The organism is Marinobacter santoriniensis NKSG1, from assembly GCF_000347775.1.
Taxonomy (GTDB): Bacteria; Pseudomonadota; Gammaproteobacteria; order Pseudomonadales; family Oleiphilaceae; genus Marinobacter; species Marinobacter santoriniensis.
Window position 1 is genome coordinate 356,079 of record NZ_APAT01000013.1, and the last position, 16,013, is coordinate 372,091.

At 58.7% G+C, this 16,013-nt stretch carries 16 protein-coding genes; 11 read left to right on the forward strand and 5 right to left on the reverse strand.

The genetic code is table 11. The annotated features are described in order from the left end of the window. Window positions 1-3 precede the first annotated feature (3 nt). The 3 genes from MSNKSG1_RS05480 to MSNKSG1_RS05490 form a co-directional block, all read right to left on the reverse strand. Window positions 4-1,608: an FAD-binding oxidoreductase gene (locus tag MSNKSG1_RS05480; RefSeq protein WP_008938250.1), complete on the reverse strand. Its 1,605-nt coding sequence runs from the start codon at window positions 1,606-1,608 to the stop codon at window positions 4-6. 109 nt (window positions 1,609-1,717) lie between these two features. Further along, window positions 1,718-2,386, reverse strand: a complete 669-nt coding sequence (locus MSNKSG1_RS05485) for a transglutaminase-like cysteine peptidase (protein WP_040886657.1) — start codon at window positions 2,384-2,386, stop codon at window positions 1,718-1,720. A gap of 7 nt (window positions 2,387-2,393) precedes the next feature. Next, window positions 2,394-3,038, reverse strand: a complete 645-nt coding sequence (locus MSNKSG1_RS05490; protein WP_008938252.1) for a type II secretion system protein N — start codon at window positions 3,036-3,038, stop codon at window positions 2,394-2,396. A gap of 178 nt (window positions 3,039-3,216) precedes the next feature. On the opposite strand from MSNKSG1_RS05490, the gene gspE reads away from it, so the two are divergent. From gspE to gorA, 11 genes are all read left to right on the forward strand, one after another. Continuing rightward, window positions 3,217-4,755, forward strand: a complete 1,539-nt coding sequence (gene gspE, locus MSNKSG1_RS05495) for a type II secretion system ATPase GspE (protein ID WP_008938253.1) — start codon at window positions 3,217-3,219, stop codon at window positions 4,753-4,755. A gap of 3 nt (window positions 4,756-4,758) precedes the next feature. Continuing rightward, window positions 4,759-5,970 (forward strand): type II secretion system inner membrane protein GspF, encoded by a 1,212-nt coding sequence (gene gspF, locus MSNKSG1_RS05500; RefSeq protein WP_008938254.1) that lies wholly within the window; start codon window positions 4,759-4,761, stop codon window positions 5,968-5,970. Between the two features lie 64 nt (window positions 5,971-6,034). Then, entirely contained in the window at window positions 6,035-6,487 is a 453-nt protein-coding gene (gspG, locus tag MSNKSG1_RS05505) for a type II secretion system major pseudopilin GspG (protein ID WP_040886683.1), read from the forward strand. After that, window positions 6,488-7,021, forward strand: a complete 534-nt coding sequence (gspH, locus tag MSNKSG1_RS05510; protein ID WP_008938256.1) for a type II secretion system minor pseudopilin GspH — start codon at window positions 6,488-6,490, stop codon at window positions 7,019-7,021. Next, the gene (gspI, locus tag MSNKSG1_RS05515) at window positions 7,021-7,395 is read left to right on the forward strand and encodes a type II secretion system minor pseudopilin GspI (protein ID WP_008938257.1); all 375 of its coding nucleotides are present in this window, start codon (window positions 7,021-7,023) and stop codon (window positions 7,393-7,395) included. The genes gspH and gspI overlap by 1 nt, the downstream gene beginning before the upstream one ends. Then, window positions 7,392-8,129, forward strand: a complete 738-nt coding sequence (gene gspJ, locus MSNKSG1_RS05520; protein ID WP_008938258.1) for a type II secretion system minor pseudopilin GspJ — start codon at window positions 7,392-7,394, stop codon at window positions 8,127-8,129. Before gspI ends, gspJ begins: the two co-directional genes overlap by 4 nt. A gap of 8 nt (window positions 8,130-8,137) precedes the next feature. Next, the gene (gene gspK / locus MSNKSG1_RS05525; protein ID WP_040886658.1) at window positions 8,138-9,142 is read left to right on the forward strand and encodes a type II secretion system minor pseudopilin GspK; all 1,005 of its coding nucleotides are present in this window, start codon (window positions 8,138-8,140) and stop codon (window positions 9,140-9,142) included. A gap of 2 nt (window positions 9,143-9,144) precedes the next feature. Further along, complete coding sequence (gspL, locus tag MSNKSG1_RS05530; RefSeq protein WP_008938260.1) at window positions 9,145-10,449, forward strand: type II secretion system protein GspL; 1,305 nt, start codon at window positions 9,145-9,147, stop codon at window positions 10,447-10,449. 2 nt (window positions 10,450-10,451) lie between these two features. Then, window positions 10,452-10,982: a type II secretion system protein GspM gene (gene gspM, locus MSNKSG1_RS05535; protein ID WP_008938261.1), complete on the forward strand. Its 531-nt coding sequence runs from the start codon at window positions 10,452-10,454 to the stop codon at window positions 10,980-10,982. A gap of 11 nt (window positions 10,983-10,993) precedes the next feature. Then, a complete protein-coding gene (locus MSNKSG1_RS05540; protein ID WP_008938262.1) occupies window positions 10,994-11,668 on the forward strand; it encodes a GNAT family N-acetyltransferase in 675 nt (224 codons plus the stop codon). 26 nt (window positions 11,669-11,694) lie between these two features. Further along, window positions 11,695-13,053 carry a glutathione-disulfide reductase gene (gene gorA / locus MSNKSG1_RS05545; RefSeq protein ID WP_008938263.1) on the forward strand — a complete coding sequence of 453 codons (1,359 nt, stop codon included), beginning with the start codon at window positions 11,695-11,697 and terminating at the stop codon, window positions 13,051-13,053. Window positions 13,054-13,090: 37 nt separating this feature from the next. Here the strand turns inward: gorA and MSNKSG1_RS05550 are convergent, their stop codons facing one another. Both MSNKSG1_RS05550 and MSNKSG1_RS05555 read right to left on the reverse strand, forming a co-directional pair. Next, complete coding sequence (locus MSNKSG1_RS05550; protein ID WP_008938264.1) at window positions 13,091-15,037, reverse strand: ATP-binding protein; 1,947 nt, start codon at window positions 15,035-15,037, stop codon at window positions 13,091-13,093. Then, on the reverse strand, window positions 15,030-16,007 hold the full coding sequence (locus MSNKSG1_RS05555) for an ABC transporter substrate-binding protein (RefSeq protein ID WP_008938265.1): 978 nt from the start codon (window positions 16,005-16,007) through the stop codon (window positions 15,030-15,032). The genes MSNKSG1_RS05550 and MSNKSG1_RS05555 overlap by 8 nt, the downstream gene beginning before the upstream one ends. Between the last annotated feature and the right edge of the window lie 6 nt (window positions 16,008-16,013).

A 16,013-nucleotide genomic window follows, 5' to 3' on the forward strand; every position in this document is an offset into this window, starting at 1 on the left:
GACTTACTCCACCAGCGTGCCGGGGTTCAGCAGCCCGTCGGGATCGAACCGCTGCTGCAATGCCTCAATGGCTGCCATGCCCAGGGGGCCTTTCTCCCGGGGCAGGTACGGTGCGTGGTCTTTGCCGACACCGTGCTGATGGCTGATGGTGCCACCGTTGGCCACAATGAGCTCGGAGGTCGAGTGCTTGAGGGTCTGCCACCGCTTGAGTGTGCCGGCGTAGCTGTCCGCTACCGGAAAAACATACGTGGTGTATATGCTGCAGCCTTCACCGTAGACGTGAGACAGATGGGTGAACACATGAGTGGGTTGATTCGGATCGCCCAACCCTTCGCGAAGATTGGTTTCAATCTTCCCCATCAGTGAATCCACATTCGACCAGTCCGTTGCCGTTTCCAGGGTGTCCACCGCGTATCCTTCCTGCCAGAGCGCTTCTCGAAGGTAGGGCATGGTGAATCGTTTTTCCGCCCACTTGTCGCCCATGCGGGTACCAAGCTGAATGCCACCGAATTGCTTGCACAGGCGTCGGGCCTGCCGCAGTGCCGCCTTGCACTGGGCAACGGAGCCGGTCACCCCAAAGGTCATCATGCATTTGCCGTCAGCCGTTCCCCGAAGGCGTAGATACCGCTCAAGCATGCCAATCAGCGCAGGATGCCCGGCGAGCGCCAGCTGGGTTTGGGTTTCAACGGCGTTGCTCAGCCTCAACATGGACAACTGGATCCGGTTCTGTACCAGCATCCGGCAGGCTTCGCGGGCACTCTGCCAGTCCGGGAAGAAGGCCACATGGAATTGTTCCTGCTCTGGCAGCGGACTTACCCGGACTTTGACCTCGGAGAGTATCCCGAGTCGGCCTTCGGAACCCAGGATCATTTCCCGGACATCTGGCCCTGCGCTCGACGCCGGCACCGTTGGAATGGTCAGGGTGCCTTGCAGCGTCTCAATGGCTCCACCGGCAAATAACTGCTCGATACGCCCATACCGGAGCGACTGCTGACCACTGGATCGGGATGCGACCCAGCCGCCAATCGTCGATAACTCGAAGGACTGGGGAAAGTGGCCCAGCGTGTAGCCACGGGCCCGAAGCTGGGCCTCCACCAATGGACCGGGCGTTCCGGCACCGAACGTGGCCACCTGGCTTTCCTGGTCCAGGTCGACCAGACGGTTCATTCGGGCAAGGCTGAGGGTGAGTACCGGCCCTGAGTTTTCCAGGGGGTTGATGTGACCGGCCACGCTCGTGCCACCGCCATAGGGAATGAGCGTTACCCGATGCTCGCGAGCGTAATCCAGAAGAGCCCGGATCTGCCCGGCATCCTCCGGCAGGGCAACGCCGTCGGGGAAGGGCCCCATTTCGCCACTTCTCATGGCCAGCCAATCGGGCAGGCTTTGACCACGAGCGTGACGCACCCGGATTTCTGCATCGGTAAAGACGATCTCGCGGACCGGGTCTGTCAGTTCCAGCCTGGATTCCGGCACTCGCTGGCACACGGCTTCAAGGGTTGCATCGGGAAGGGGCGTGGCTGAACCAATCCGTGCTTCCAGAAAAGCGATCCCTCCGTCGGGCAGGTCCAGCGTGAATTGATCGTCGCCCCATCCATTCCAGCGCCTCATGCAGATTCTCCAAGCAGGTTTCAGACAAGCGCGTATTCTAGTTCCTGATACAGCCTGGTCGCATTGTCAGGTGACGACAGGGTAAGTGTCATTTACCGCCAGTGGGAGCTCAGGGGCGAAGGGCTTCGGAGAGACGGTTGTTCAGTTCTTTCCAGCGGGAGAGTTTCTTCGCCTCGCCAATCCGGGTTCGTTCCCCGCCCGACTGATTGAGCCAGAGGCCTTCACCATTAAAGCTGTAAACCGGTTCAAGATCAGTTCGTTGGGACGCAGGCTTAATGTCGTTTATCAGGTTGTCCAGTATCAGCGGATCGGCATCAGGCCGGGCATACCAGGCCAGGACCATGTGCGCCTGGTTCAGTTCCAGTGCTTTGACATAGACGATGCGCATCTGGTCGTCCGGAACTCCCATGGATTTGAGTGTCAGATACTTTGCAATGGAAAAGTCTTCGCAATCGCCGCCATTGGTGGTCAGCAATTCAACCGGGGTTGCCCAGTAATCCTCTTCACCCCAGTGCTGTATATCGCTGACGAACCTGACCCGGTTAAAAAACGAGTTGACCAACCGGAGTTGCCGGTTGGTCGGTGCGTTCTGGGCGAGATCGGTGAGGCGTTTCCAGTCCTCCAGGCGCTGGTAGGCGGCCTGGCCGAACTCCTTCTGAACGTAGTCCAGGAGGCGGGAGCTGAGTTCCAGGGCACCGGCCAGGGACACAACCAGCAATAGTGATAACCAGAACGAACGACTTGGATGGCGGCACTTCCGTTGCGCTGCCGTAATCATGATCGCCTCAGTTGTTATTCCGGAGGCGTTCCCGAAGTTGTTCGAGACGCCGGCGGATTTCCTCACGCCTTTCCTGGTCGCTGGTACCGGCCTGAACGGGTGGGGATGATTGATTGGACGGCGGACTCACCGCCGTCGATGTCTCGGGAGGCTCGTCTGGCGCAATGGACAGTCCGGCCTGTTGCTCGGACTCGGGGAAGAACAGATTTTCGAGTTTTCCGGACCGCTCGATGATCACCCGATTCGGAAAGACCGAACGCAGGGTTGCGTTTCCGGGCAACTCGTCACCCACCAGGTACACATCCGTCTGGTTTTTCTCATCCTCAATCAGGGCGCTGCCCGGAAAGTCGCCACTGGCGGCCATGACACCGCGCAGGAAGAGTCGGAGGTTGGTTTCGGGAAGGTTTTCGGTGCTGACCGCCTGGGCCTCGCCTTGGGCTGTGGCGGTCCCGAACAGGGATAAAGAGGCCAGATCCACCTTTGGCTCATTACGTTTGACAGACGCCGGCCGGGCAGCCTGGGTCTGACCGGATTGGGAAACCTGTTGCGTTTCCTGCCAGAAGCGGTATCCCTGCAGTGCCGTCGCGCCAACCATGGCAACAGCTGCGATAATGGCGAGTAACGCGGGAAGCCGCTGGTCAAGTGCAAACATGGACGTTCCTGAACGTTCTGGTGGACCGAAAAAAGTCCACAGGTTATCAGACGGAAATGTTTAAGTCGCAGTATAGTGTATGGAGTTATTCAGCGGGTCTCTCTCCTGTGATAGCCTTCCTGAATTAATTGAATAAAAAGGGTTTCCCGGAGTCGGGGCCCGGAAACGGGAATCCCCCATGGCTGAAACGATCGAAACGGGTGTGACTTTGACCACCGCGAATGAGACACCACAACAGGAAGCACCGTTGGGCAGGCTTCCGTTCACGTTTGCCAAACGCAACGGTGTGATCCTGACCCGCTCGGAGGAAGGCGAGCCGGTCATCCTTGTGCGTCCTGGCGCCCCCCATACCGCACTCGCCGAGGCCAATCGCCTCAGCGGCGGACGCGCCCGCTTCTCGACCATCGATGCCGGCCAGTTTGACCAGGCCCTGAATGCGGCCTATCAGAGCGACTCTGCAGAAGCGATGCAGATGGTCGAAGGCATTGGCGATGACATGGATCTGGCCTCCCTGGCGGATTCGGTTCCGGAGACGGAAGATCTTCTCGAACAGGAAGATGATGCGCCGATTATCCGGCTGATCAACGCCATTCTCACCGAAGCGGTCAAGACCAGTGCGTCGGACGTGCACATTGAAACCTACGAAAAGCAGCTGGTTGTGCGATTCCGGATCGACGGGGTACTTCGGGAAGTCGTGCAGCCCAAGCGCGCGTTGGCTCCGTTGCTGGTATCCCGGATCAAGGTGATGGCCAAGCTGGACATTGCCGAGAAGCGGGTGCCACAGGACGGTCGGATCGCGCTGCGTGTTGCCGGCCGGGAAGTGGATATCCGGGTCTCCACCATGCCATCGTCCAGCGGTGAGCGTGTGGTTCTGCGTCTGCTGGACAAACAGGCAGGCACCATCCGGCTCGAATCCCTCGGCATGGCTGGCCGCGACCTCAAGTTGATGCGAAAGCTGATCAACCGGCCCTATGGAATCCTGTTGGTCACCGGTCCCACCGGCTCGGGTAAATCCACCTCTCTCTATGCGGCCTTGCAGGAAATCAACGACCGGAGCCGGAACATCCTGACCGTCGAGGACCCGATCGAGTACAACCTGCCGGGTATCGGGCAGACCCAGGTAAATCCGAAAGTGGATATGACCTTTGCCCGGGGTTTGCGGGCCATTCTCCGGCAGGACCCGGATGTTGTAATGATCGGCGAGGTCCGGGATCTGGAAACCGCCGAGATTTCGGTTCAGGCCAGTCTCACCGGCCACCTCGTGCTATCCACCCTGCATACCAACACTGCCGTAGGGGCGATTACGCGCTTGATGGATATGGGAATCGAACCGTTCCTGATTTCCTCCAGCCTGGTCGGCATCGTGGCCCAGCGCCTCGTACGGGTGTTGTGTCGGGAGTGTCGCGAACCTTACACGCCGGGTGAGGAACATTGCGAATTCCTGCAGCAGGACCCGCAGAATCCTCCGACCATCTACCGGGCTCGTGGCTGCGAACACTGCAACCAACTCGGGTATCGGGGCCGTATTGGTATCTATGAGGTGGTGGAGATCAACGAGGCGATCAGCACCCTGATTCACAAACGCGCCGGAGAGATGGACCTGGAGAAAGAAGCCCGGCTCCGCGGTCCGAGCATCCACAGTGATGGCGTTAACAAGATCCTTGATGGCATAACCACGGTGGAAGAAGTGCTCCGTGTCACCCACCGGAGCCAGTAAACCATGCCCGCATACGAGTACAAGGCCCTCGATCCCCGGGGCAAGCAAAAGCACGGTGTCGTTGAGGCAGACGCCCCCCGTGCGGTTCGCCAGCAGCTCCGGGAAAAGGGACTGACGCCACTGTCGGTTGAGCCAGCGGCGGATCGTCAACGTCGGTCAACGTCATTGAGTCGGCGTGGTGGATTGGCTGCCTCGGATCTCGCATTGATCACCCGGCAACTGGCCACGCTGATCCAGTCCGGTATTCCGATTGAGCAGGCGTTGAGCGCTACTGCACAGCAATCGGAAAAGCCCCGCATCCGCAGTATGTTGATTGCCATTCGCGCCAAGGTGATGGAAGGTTACAGCCTGGCCGATGGTCTCGGTGAATTCCCCCGGGCGTTCCCCCGGCTTTACCGCTCCACGGTCGCTGCGGGGGAGCATGCCGGCCACCTGGATCTGGTACTCAACCGGCTGGCGGATTACACCGAAGGACGCCAGGAGGCCCGCCAGAAGATCCAGCTCGCGGCAATCTATCCGATCCTGCTCAGCGTCGTTGCGGTGGCCATCGTCGTGTTCCTTCTGACTTACGTTGTCCCGGATATTATCGAGGTGTTCGTCAAACAGGGACAGGAACTGCCGGTGCTGACCCGTGGCCTGCTGGCGGTATCGGAATTTCTGAGCCAGTACGGAGTCTATCTCCTGATCCTGTTGATTGCTGCCGTGGCCGGATTCCGGTACGCGCTGGCAAAACCCGGCTTCCGGAAGCGGTTTCACCGGCGCCTTCTGCACCTGCCTCTGCTCTCGGGCATGGTCCGTGGCATCAATACCGCCCGGTACGCCAGTACGCTGAGCATACTGACCACGAGTGGTGTGCCCCTGGTCGAGGCGATGCGAATTGCCGGCGAAGTGCTTTCCAACGATTACCTGCGGGAACGCCTGAGGGACGCGTCCCGCAAGGTGAGTGAAGGCGGATCTTTGCACCGGTCCCTTGAGCAGACCGGTTACTTTCCGCCGATGATGCTACACATGATTGCCAGTGGTGAGGCCAGTGGCGAACTGGACGACATGCTGGGGCGGACCGCACGGATGCAGGAAAACACCCTGCAGTCGAAAATTGCAGCCCTGGTGGCCCTGTTTGAGCCCATGATGCTGCTGGTCATGGGAGGGGTGGTTCTCATAATTGTCATGGCAATCATGCTGCCCATCCTCAATATGAGTAATCTGGTGGGGTGAATCCACCGATACGTGTCAGAACCGATAAGCAGGAACGGATGCCAATCCAATGACGAGTGAAACGATGAAGAGCAAGACTATGAACAAACTGTCCAGAAGCCAGGGCTTCACCCTTATCGAGATCATGGTAGTCATGGTCATCCTGGGGTTGCTGGTGGCCATCGTCGCACCCAACATCATGGGGCGGAGTGATGAGGCAAAAGTAACCATTGCCAAGACTCAGTTGAAGAACATCCAGAGTGCTCTGGACCTGTATCGGCTGGATAACAGTCAGTATCCCTCTACGCAACAGGGGCTGGAAGCCCTGGTTTCGAAACCCAGCGGAAGCCCCGAGCCGAAGAACTGGAACCCTGAGGGCTACATGAAGAACGTACCCGAGGATCCCTGGGGGAATGAATTCCAGTACGTGAGTCCGGGCACCGAGGGCCCTTACGATCTCTATTCCTACGGTTCCGATGGTCAGGAAGGCGGTGAGGGTGATGCCGCGGACCTCAGCGTGTGGCAGGCCCGGGACTGATTGGTGTCAAAGCAGGGGACTGGTGCGGCCGGCTTTACGCTGATTGAGATTCTGGTTGTACTGATCGTGGTCGGTCTGCTGGCCTCCCTTGCCGTGTTTACCCTCGGCGGCAGTTCCCAGCAGCGCCAGCTGGAAAATCAGGTTCAGGAGTTGTATCTGCTGATGCAGACCGCAGGCGATCAGGCCGTACTGAACAATCAGGAACTCGGCGTTACGGTCAATGAGGACGGCTACCAATTTCTCGCGTTCCAGGACCAGAAAGGTGACTGGAAACCCGAGGATCAGCGCCTGTTCAGTGCGCGTACTTTTCCCGACTGGCTGGTCGTCACCAAATTTATCGAGAACGATGCGCCGAAACTGGCGTCCGGGGAGGATCGAACCCTGCCGGATATCGTCTTTTTCTCCAGCGGCGAAACCACCCCTTTCCAGGTTGAATTCACCGTGGCAGGAAATCCCGATCAGAAACAGATTCTGGAGTCGGACGGCGTCTCCGGTGTCCAGTGGCGAAAACCCGGCGAAGAGGCAGATCGCTGATGGGGCGGGCCAGGGGATTCACGCTGATCGAAGTACTCGTGGCGCTACTGGTTTTCGGCCTGATAGCGGCGGCGTCCGCCGAGGTCGGGAGCCAGTATATTTCCAGTTATGAACGGGTCCGGGACAAGACGCTCGCTGGCTGGATTGCCGATAATCGCATCAATGAGATCCGTTTGCAGGACGCATTGCCCGGTATCTCCGAAAATTCCAGTGACCTCGATTACGGCCGCTACCGGTGGCGGGTGACCACGACGGTCAAGGGTACGGCGGAACCCACCATGCGTCGGGTGGAGGTTTCCGTCGAAAAGTACGTGGGTGACCGGGCCGATCCGGTGCCGGTTCATACGCTGACGGCGTTCGTGGGTGAGCAATGAAACGCGCGGCCGGTTTTACGCTCATGGAAGTCCTGATCGCCGTTGCGATTACGGCGATCATTGGCTTGGGTGTCTGGCAGGTGATCCACGGCGTGGTCACGTCCCGGGATCGTGTCAACGAACTGGCCGAGCAATTCGATGGCCTGGAGAAAACCATGCTTTTCCTCGAGCGGGACATTACCCAGGTGGTAAACCGTCCGGCGAGGGATCTTTATGGCGATTTCCAGCCTGCCTTGACCACCCGGGATGACGGGTTCTCCCTGATGCTGACCCGGCAGGGCTGGCGGAACCCCCTCGGGCTTCGGCGCAGCACCCTGCAACGCGTGGGTTGGGAATACACCGGTGACGAGTTGCGCCGTCGATACTGGCCGAACGTCGATCAGGGTCAGGAGGACAACAGTGAAGATGTGCTCCTGCTGGACCAGGTGACCAGCTTCAAGTTGCGATTCCTTGACGATCAGGGTAACTGGCACGACGACTGGCCACTGAACGAAGATCTCGCAAGCGCAGATCCGGGCGCGCGACCGGACTTTCCATTACCAAAAGGCATTGAGATCACACTCGAACACAAGCGATTCGGCCGACTGGTGAGAACGTTTGCGCTTCCGGATTTTGACGCTGCCGAGGCACAGGGCGAGGTCAATCGTTCCAATGAAGCGGCCACCGGCGCGGGGGAAAACCAACAACCTCCTGCGGAGAACAACGGCGCGCAGCAGGGAGCAGGGCAGTCGTGAGTCGTTGCTTGAGCAGAAACGCCGGTGGAATCCGCGAAGAGAGAGGCGTGGCCCTGATCATGGTGCTGCTGGCCCTCGCGCTGGTGGTGATGCTCGCGGCTGGCATGACCCGACAATTGAACATCCGGGTGTTCAAAGCGGGCCATTACCTGGCGCAGCAGCAGGGCTACAGTATCGCTCTTGGGGCTGAGTCGTTTGCCCGGCGCATCCTCACCCGTGATTTCGAGGACGACAAGGACGATAACGCCATGGTGGACAGCCTCGATGAAGTCTGGGCCAGTAATTCCGCCATCCTTCCGCTGGACGAGAATGGCGTCGTGGAAGTCCAGATCGATGATCTCGGTGGCCGTTTCAACCTCAACGATCTGGTCACTGCCAGCGGCCAGGTCGATACGCTGGCAAAAGACCGTTTTGCCCGGTTGCTGCAAGCGCTGGGCATTAACGGGATTTCCGCGGACACCTTGATCGACTGGATCGACGCCAACGATCAGACCATCAGCGCCTATGGCGCCGAGGACGGTCAGTACCTGATGGCCGACCCGGGCTATCGCGCGGCGAACCAGCCTTTCACCAGCGTGACGGAATTGCGGCTTGTGGAAGGAATGACCGAAGAGATTTACCAGGCACTCAAGCCCTACGTAGCAGCCGTACCGGTCAGTGGTGTGGGCATCAATGTGAACACGGCCAGTGGTCCGGTGTTGCAGTCCCTGCATGAGAAACTCTCGGAGTCGGATATCGAATCGGTGCTGAAGAAACGCGAAGAGCAGCCTTTCGAGAATGTGCAGGACTTTCTGGCGTTGCCGGAATTCGCGGGGCTTGGGCTCACGGCTGCAGAGTTGACGGTTCAGACCCGTTTTTTTGAAGTTGTTTCAAGGATTACCTACGATAATCGGGTTGTGACCATGGTCAGTACCGTGTTTCGTAATGGCGAAGGCAAAGTCCGCACGATCAGCCGGGATACCGGGCAGAAAAACCGGATTACCAAAGAGCCTTACACTATTTCAGAAGGATAACCATGTCTTATCGCCTTTTTGTCCGGCCGGTTCCACCGTTTGCGGACGTCGCTGAAAACGCCGAAGCGCAGTTGTTCCAGTGGGCCCTGCAGGATGCCAGTGGCGATATCCAGGCCCGTGGAACCGCCGACACTCGGGATGCCATCGAGCAGACGCTTTCCCAGAATGCGCTTGATAACGTCCTGTTGATCGGCCTGATTCCCGGTGAAGAGGCTCTGTTCTGCGTCGCCGATATTCCTGCCCGGCAAAACCGTTTTATCGCACAGGCGTTACCCTATGCCGTCGAAGAACAGATTGCGCAGGATATCGACACGGTGCACCTCGCTCTTGGTGATCATGGTGACCAGGGGTACCGGGTCGCTGCAATCGATCGTCAGGCGATGGCAAACTGGGTGGCCCTGTTCAGTCACTGGCACAACGCGCGGCTTGAAGCCGTGTATCCCGATGCCTCTCTCTTGCCGTCTACCGAAGGGGGATGGTCAATCTGTCTGGATGGCGATGGCGTCATGCTGATCAGTGAGCGGGGCGAATGGCTGGCGATGCAGGCCACCAACCTTGGCATGTTTGCGGGAACGCTGGCGGTGCCCTCCAGCGAAGACGTGGTCGCGGAGGTTCCGGTTACCCTGTATGGCACCGAGGAGGAGCTGGCATTCCAGCAGGCTCTGGTTTCGGATCTCCGGTCACAGGGACGGTTGGCGGTGAAAACCGAAACGCTCGAAATCCGTCCCCTGGAACTGCTTGCCCACGCCTACTATCACCACCTTTGCCGCCCCATTAATCTTTGCCAGGGGGCCTTTTCCAACAAGGCAGGTCGAACCAGTACCCTCGGTCCCTGGAAGCCCCTGGTGGCGGTAGCAGCCATCTGGTTTGTTGTTCAGGTAGCGCTGGAAGCGGGAATGGGCTTTTATTATCAGAAGCAGGCTGAAAAACTCGATGAGCAGGCGATGGCTGAATACCACAAGGTATTCCCCAACGATACCAAGACCCACGCCGGCAATCTGCGGCGAGTGATCGAAGGGCGGCTCCGGGTCGCCGGTTCCCAGGGACAGGAGCTGGGGTTCATTGCGCTGATGAAATACACTGGAGAACAGTATTCCCGATTGCCGTCTTCCGGCTCGGTGACGTTCAATTCCGTGAATTTCAGCCGTACCCGTGGCGAGTTGGTGGTCGACCTGCGCGCGGACAGCTATGACCGCCTGAGCGCGCTTCGGAATGGGCTGTCTTCGCAAGGTCTGGAGGCCGAGATTGGTTCGGTCGTCAATGAATCCGGCGGTACCCGCGGCCGGCTTACGGTATCGGGAGGCTAGGCATGCTGGAGCGACTCAAGGAACAACCTGTAATCAGCAAACTGATTACCCAGTATGATCAGCTGTCCAGGAGGGATCAGCAGGCGTTGCTGGTCCTGGCCGTAGCGGTGATGCTGGGGTTGCTTTACTTCGCGGTCTGGCGACCGGTTTCGGGGTTTGAAGAGCGAGCGGCAAGTGCCCGGGAAAATGCCGCGGAGCGCCTGTCCTGGATGCAGGCCAATCAGTCGGCAATCCGGAGCCTGGCAGGGGCGTCGGCAAGTCAACAGGCAACCGGCTCGGACAAGCCAGCGGACGGGCGCGCCCTGATGGCGCTGGTAACCAGGTCCGCCCGGGAATCCGGGCTTGCCCTGCAGCGATTCGAGCCAAGCGGTGATGACGCGATCCGGGTCTGGCTGGACGGCGTACCCTATTCGAGCGTCGCGGCCTGGCTGGAACAGCTCAATACCCAACATGGTGTAGTGATCGATCAGGCCGCGATGGATCGTGGTAACAATCCCGGCCTGGTATCCGTTCGTTTGACCCTGGCGATTTAAAGGAGAGAGCCATGAGTGACGGCACCGATAATGACAACAACAGCCCGGAACCAGTGATCGTTCGTCTGGACGAAACCGCTCGTAACGAAGCCCAGTCGATCCTCTACCACGCCTATCGTGGCGAACCCACCTTTCAGTATCTTTTCGACCACAGGAAGCCGGGTTACGATCAACGGGTTCGGGCGACGGTCCGGGAGTTGATAGATCTGTATTTCGAACACAATCATGATGCCGTGGGCGTCATGGTCGACAATTCGCTCGTGGCGGTGGCATTTATCGGCGAGCCAGAGGTTCGTATGAACCTGACCGAACAGCTCAGCTGGCGCATTCGCATGGTCCTGACGACGGGATTTGCGTCGACGCGCCGTTACATGGATTATCACGAGCAGATCAGAAATCTTCTGCCCCAGCCGCAGGCTCACCAGTTGCCTCTGATGGGGGTGAATCCGAAGTACCAGAATCGTGGCTATGGCCGCATGCTACTCAAGGCCATAGAGCGGGTCTGTGCGGATAACCCAAGGGGGAGCGGGATTGTTCTGGATACCGGTAACAGCCGGTACCTGCCTTTCTACGAATCCGAGGGATTCCGCAGCCTCGGACAAGTCCGTTTGGGCGATTTCGAGGATCATGTCCTGTTTCGGGAAACGGCTGCGGTTAACGAGGCCAAGGCCAGCGAGCCCGGCTAAAGTCCATCATTTCAATAGGAGACGCTGTGTCTGACCAGGAATATGACCTGATTGTTATTGGAGCCGGATCCGGTGGTGTCCGCCTGGCCAGAATGTCTGCCCAGCGGGGTGCCCGTGTGGCGGTGGTTGAATCGCGGTATCTCGGTGGAACCTGCGTCAACGTGGGCTGCGTCCCCAAAAAGCTGTTCGTGTATGGCGCCCACGTCCATGAAGACCTGGAAGACGCTGCAGGTTACGGCTGGAACGTCCCGGTCGACGATGTCACATTCGACTGGTCGACGTTGGTGGCCAACAAAAATGCTGAAATCGAACGCCTCAACGGCATCTACGGCCGCCTGCTGGAGAATGCGGGTGTCACCGTCATCCAGGGTACCGCGTCACTCCAGGATGCCAATACCGTCGTGGTTGGCGATTCCGTCTACAGCGCCCGCCATATCACGGTGGCAACCGGAAGTTGGCCCATCATTCCGGAGGTGCCGGGCAAGGAATACATCCTGACCTCCAATGAGATGTTCTATTTGCCTCAACTTCCCAAGCACGCCGTGGTCTGGGGTGGTGGCTACATCGCGGTCGAGTTTGCCGGCATTCTGGCCGGGCTCGGAGTAGAAACAACGCTGATCTATCGGGGAGAGCTGTTCCTCCGGGGATTTGATGACGATATCCGTCGCTTCACCGAACAGGAAATGCGGAAGAAGGGCATTCAGCTCCAGTTCAATACGAACATCGAATCCGTCGAATCGTCGGGCACACAATACAAGGTTCAACTCACCAACGGAGAGGTACTGGAGACCGGACTGGTCATGGCCGCGACCGGTCGCCGGGCCCTGGTAGATGGTCTTGGGCTCACGGAACTGGGCGTGGAACTCAATGAGTCTGGCCAGATTGTGGTGGATGAGCATTTCCAGACAGCAGTTCCCTCCATCAGCGCGCTGGGCGATGTGATCGGCACCCCACAGCTCACACCGGTGGCCCTGGCCCAGGCAATGGTTCTTTCCCGCCGCCTGTTTGGCGACGGGCAGGGCGAGATGGACTACTCGGCCATTCCGACCGCGGTTTTCTGCCAGCCCAATATCGGTACTGTTGGCCTCACGGAGAGCGAGGCGAGAGCCGAAGGCTACGACCTGGCCATCTACAAGTCTGAATTCCGCCCCATGAAACACACCCTCAGTGGGCGGGACGAACGGTGCCTGATGAAGCTGGTCGTCGACAAGCATTCCGATCGGGTTCTGGGCGCCCATATGGTGGGCCCCGATGCCGGAGAGATCACTCAGGGACTGGCGGTCGCCATCAAGGCGGGTGCGACCAAGGCCCAGTTTGACTCAACCCTGGGCATTCATCCGACCTCGGCCGAGGAATTTGTCACGATGAGAGAGCCGGTCGCCTGATCTTTATCGAGAAACTGTCGCTCAAGGACGAGCGCATTCAAACCGGCAACCACCGACTCAGCACTTCCCGTAGCTTTTCTTTCCTCACTGGCTTGGCCAGATAGCCGTTCATACCGTTTTCCAGACAGGTTGCCTCGGTACCTGGCAGGACATCGGCCGTCAGAGCGATGATTGGAGTCCCCAGCTGGCCATTGCTCTGCTCCCATTCACGGATATGCCTCGTTGCTTCGTAGCCGTCCATGACCGGCATTTGGCAATCCATCAGGATCACGTCATAGCCTCTGTGATTGCCTTTGACCATGGCCACGGCCTGCTTGCCGTTTTCGGCCGTGTCCGTCTGGAATCCGAGACGGGACAGCATCGCCGAGGCGACCCGCTGGTTGACGGCGTTGTCCTCGACGACCAGGGCATGATTGCTCCCTTCCACAGGCTCACGGGATCTGACCGGAGGCGATGCCGGAGCGGTTTCTCCCGGCGAGGCCAACTCGAAGGGGAGCTCGAAACGGAATGAGGATCCCTTTCCAAAGTCCGTTTCCACCTGAATGTGCCCGCCCATCAGTTCCACCAGCCTTTGAACCAGTGCGAGCCCCATTCCGGTCCCGCCATAGCCCCGGGTACTGCCAGTCTCCAACTGTTCGAACGAGTTGAAAATATCGTGTAGCCGGTCGTTGGGGATCCCCGTGCCGGAATCACTGACCGAGCAGTTCAGCAGGATACAGTTGTCCTCAAGAGGAAAGCAGCCAGCCTGGATATTAATGAAGCCTTCGCCGGTAAATTTGATGGCGTTGTCGAGCAGGCCGGCGAGGATCTGTCGCAGGCGGGCGGCATCTCCGATAACGACCGGGCGATCGGGCCACTCGCCGAAGAAGGTCAGATTCAGAACCAACGCCTGTTGTTCCGCCGTATGGCGATACGATGCGGAGCAATTGGTGATCAGTTCCCGGAGGTCGAATTCGCGGTTATCCAGCTCAAGGGATCCGCTGTCCATCCTGGCGTAGTCCAGAATATCGCTGATCACTGTGAGCAGGTCTTCGGTGGATTGCCGGGCGGTTTGCAGATAGTCCCGTTGCCGTGGCGTCAACGGTTCTTCCTGGACCAGATCAACCATACCCAATACGCCGTTGAGTGGTGTCCGGAGTTCGTGGCTCATGGTCGCCAGAAACTCGGACTTGGCGTGGCTGGCCATCTCCGCCTTTTCACGGGCCGCCTCGGACGCCGCGAGTACCTGATCCCGGCCAGTTTCAAGGGAATCAAGATGTTGAGAAAGCGTATTGAGTTGTTCTTCCAGGTTGATGATTTCCCGGGAGTTTTTGTGATCCGATATGGGTGATTGCCGGTAATCTCGGTCGATCAGCCGTCCAATTCTGGCAGAGAGCCCATGGATAGGTGCGAGAATGGATCCGAGAAAGTGCCGGATCAACAGAATGGTGAACAGCAGCAGTGCCACACCGACCGCAATGGAGGTCCAGAGAATATCCTGCCGCTTGGCTTCGAGAGAACGCGTGCTGACCGCAACCTCCACGGTTCCCACGCGAAGCGCTCCGGTATCAAATCCATACTCGAGTTCGAACCACTCGTTGGCCTCATTGGAACCGATCTGAAGCGGTTGTTGCAGGATTTCGGATTTGAACGTGAGAAAGTGTCGACCCGCACCGGGGCCGGAAGCACCGGGGGCCGTGACCAGGCCGACTTCCTCTCCCAGTACGTCCGTCACTCTTACCCAATCCGCATCACTGTGTTTCAGCGACTGAGTAAGCAACTTTTCAAGGGCCGACCGGTTTCCGGAGACGACAGGGTATTCGAGGGCCGGAGCGAGACTGTCCGCCAACATCTGACCGGTGTTGGTCAGATTCTGGCGGGCATCCTCCAGCCGTGCCGAGGTGAAGAAGCCCATGAGCACGATGAACATCACGACGGCAGGGAGGGCGCCCAGAACCAATAGCTTGCGGGACAGGGGAGCAGATTGTGTGGAGGCCTTACTCATCCTCGTCCCTCCCGTGTTGCGCCAGGGCATCGTTAATAAGCCGGGTAATCTCGTTGGCGTCTGGCAGCGGAATATTAAGAGAGCGGGCCACCTGACGGTTCAACGATATTCGATAGTCCTGAGGGTATGTTGGAGGCGGCAAACGGCCAGTTTCGAAAAACCGTCCAATAAGCTGCGCGGCAACGTCGGCCATCTCCTGGAAGGGAGCATACCCGGAGGCGAGCGATCCGGCTTTGACATAGGCCTGGCTGGGACCAATAACAATACGGTTGCGCCTGTACGCCGTTAAAAGGATGTGTTTGATTGTGCGGGGGTTGTAAATACTCTCGTCGTGGGATGCCAGCAGAAAATCGCCATAATTGAGAGCTCTTACCAGGGTCGGGATCAGCCGGTCCATCGAGTCAACCACGAAGACACGGGCTTGCAGATCAAACGCCGGCAATTGATCAAGGAGCGGCTCGTAAACGCCCACCGATTCGGGCGAGGCCAGTATCGCAATCCGGCTTGCATGGGGAAGTATGGCTTTTCCTGCCAGTGCCTGGCGCAGAAGGGGAACGTCATAGAATACGGCCGAGATCTGACCGGGATATTCCTCCGTGTATTTCTGAATGAAGGACTTCTGAACCAGGAATGCGAGGACCGACGCGTCACGGTTGGTCTGACGAATATGCGAGAAGGCCTTGGGGCCAATCGCGATAATCGGCTCATTGTCAATCAGCGCCGACTGCTCATCACTGATGCTTCGCAGTTCCGTGTTCGGCCCGAACGCCGTCTGGAACAGGTCAAACACATGCTGATCCAGAGCAGTGTTGCCGGAACCGGCAACATAAACCGTCCGCGACGGGGGTTCCTGCGCAACGGCGGGTTCACCGAGGGTAACCATCACCAAAGCCAACATCAGCGCCAGCCAGGCTGGCCCAGCGGGCCAAAGGTTCCCTTTGTTGCAGAAAATGCCGAATGTTCGCCTCATACCATC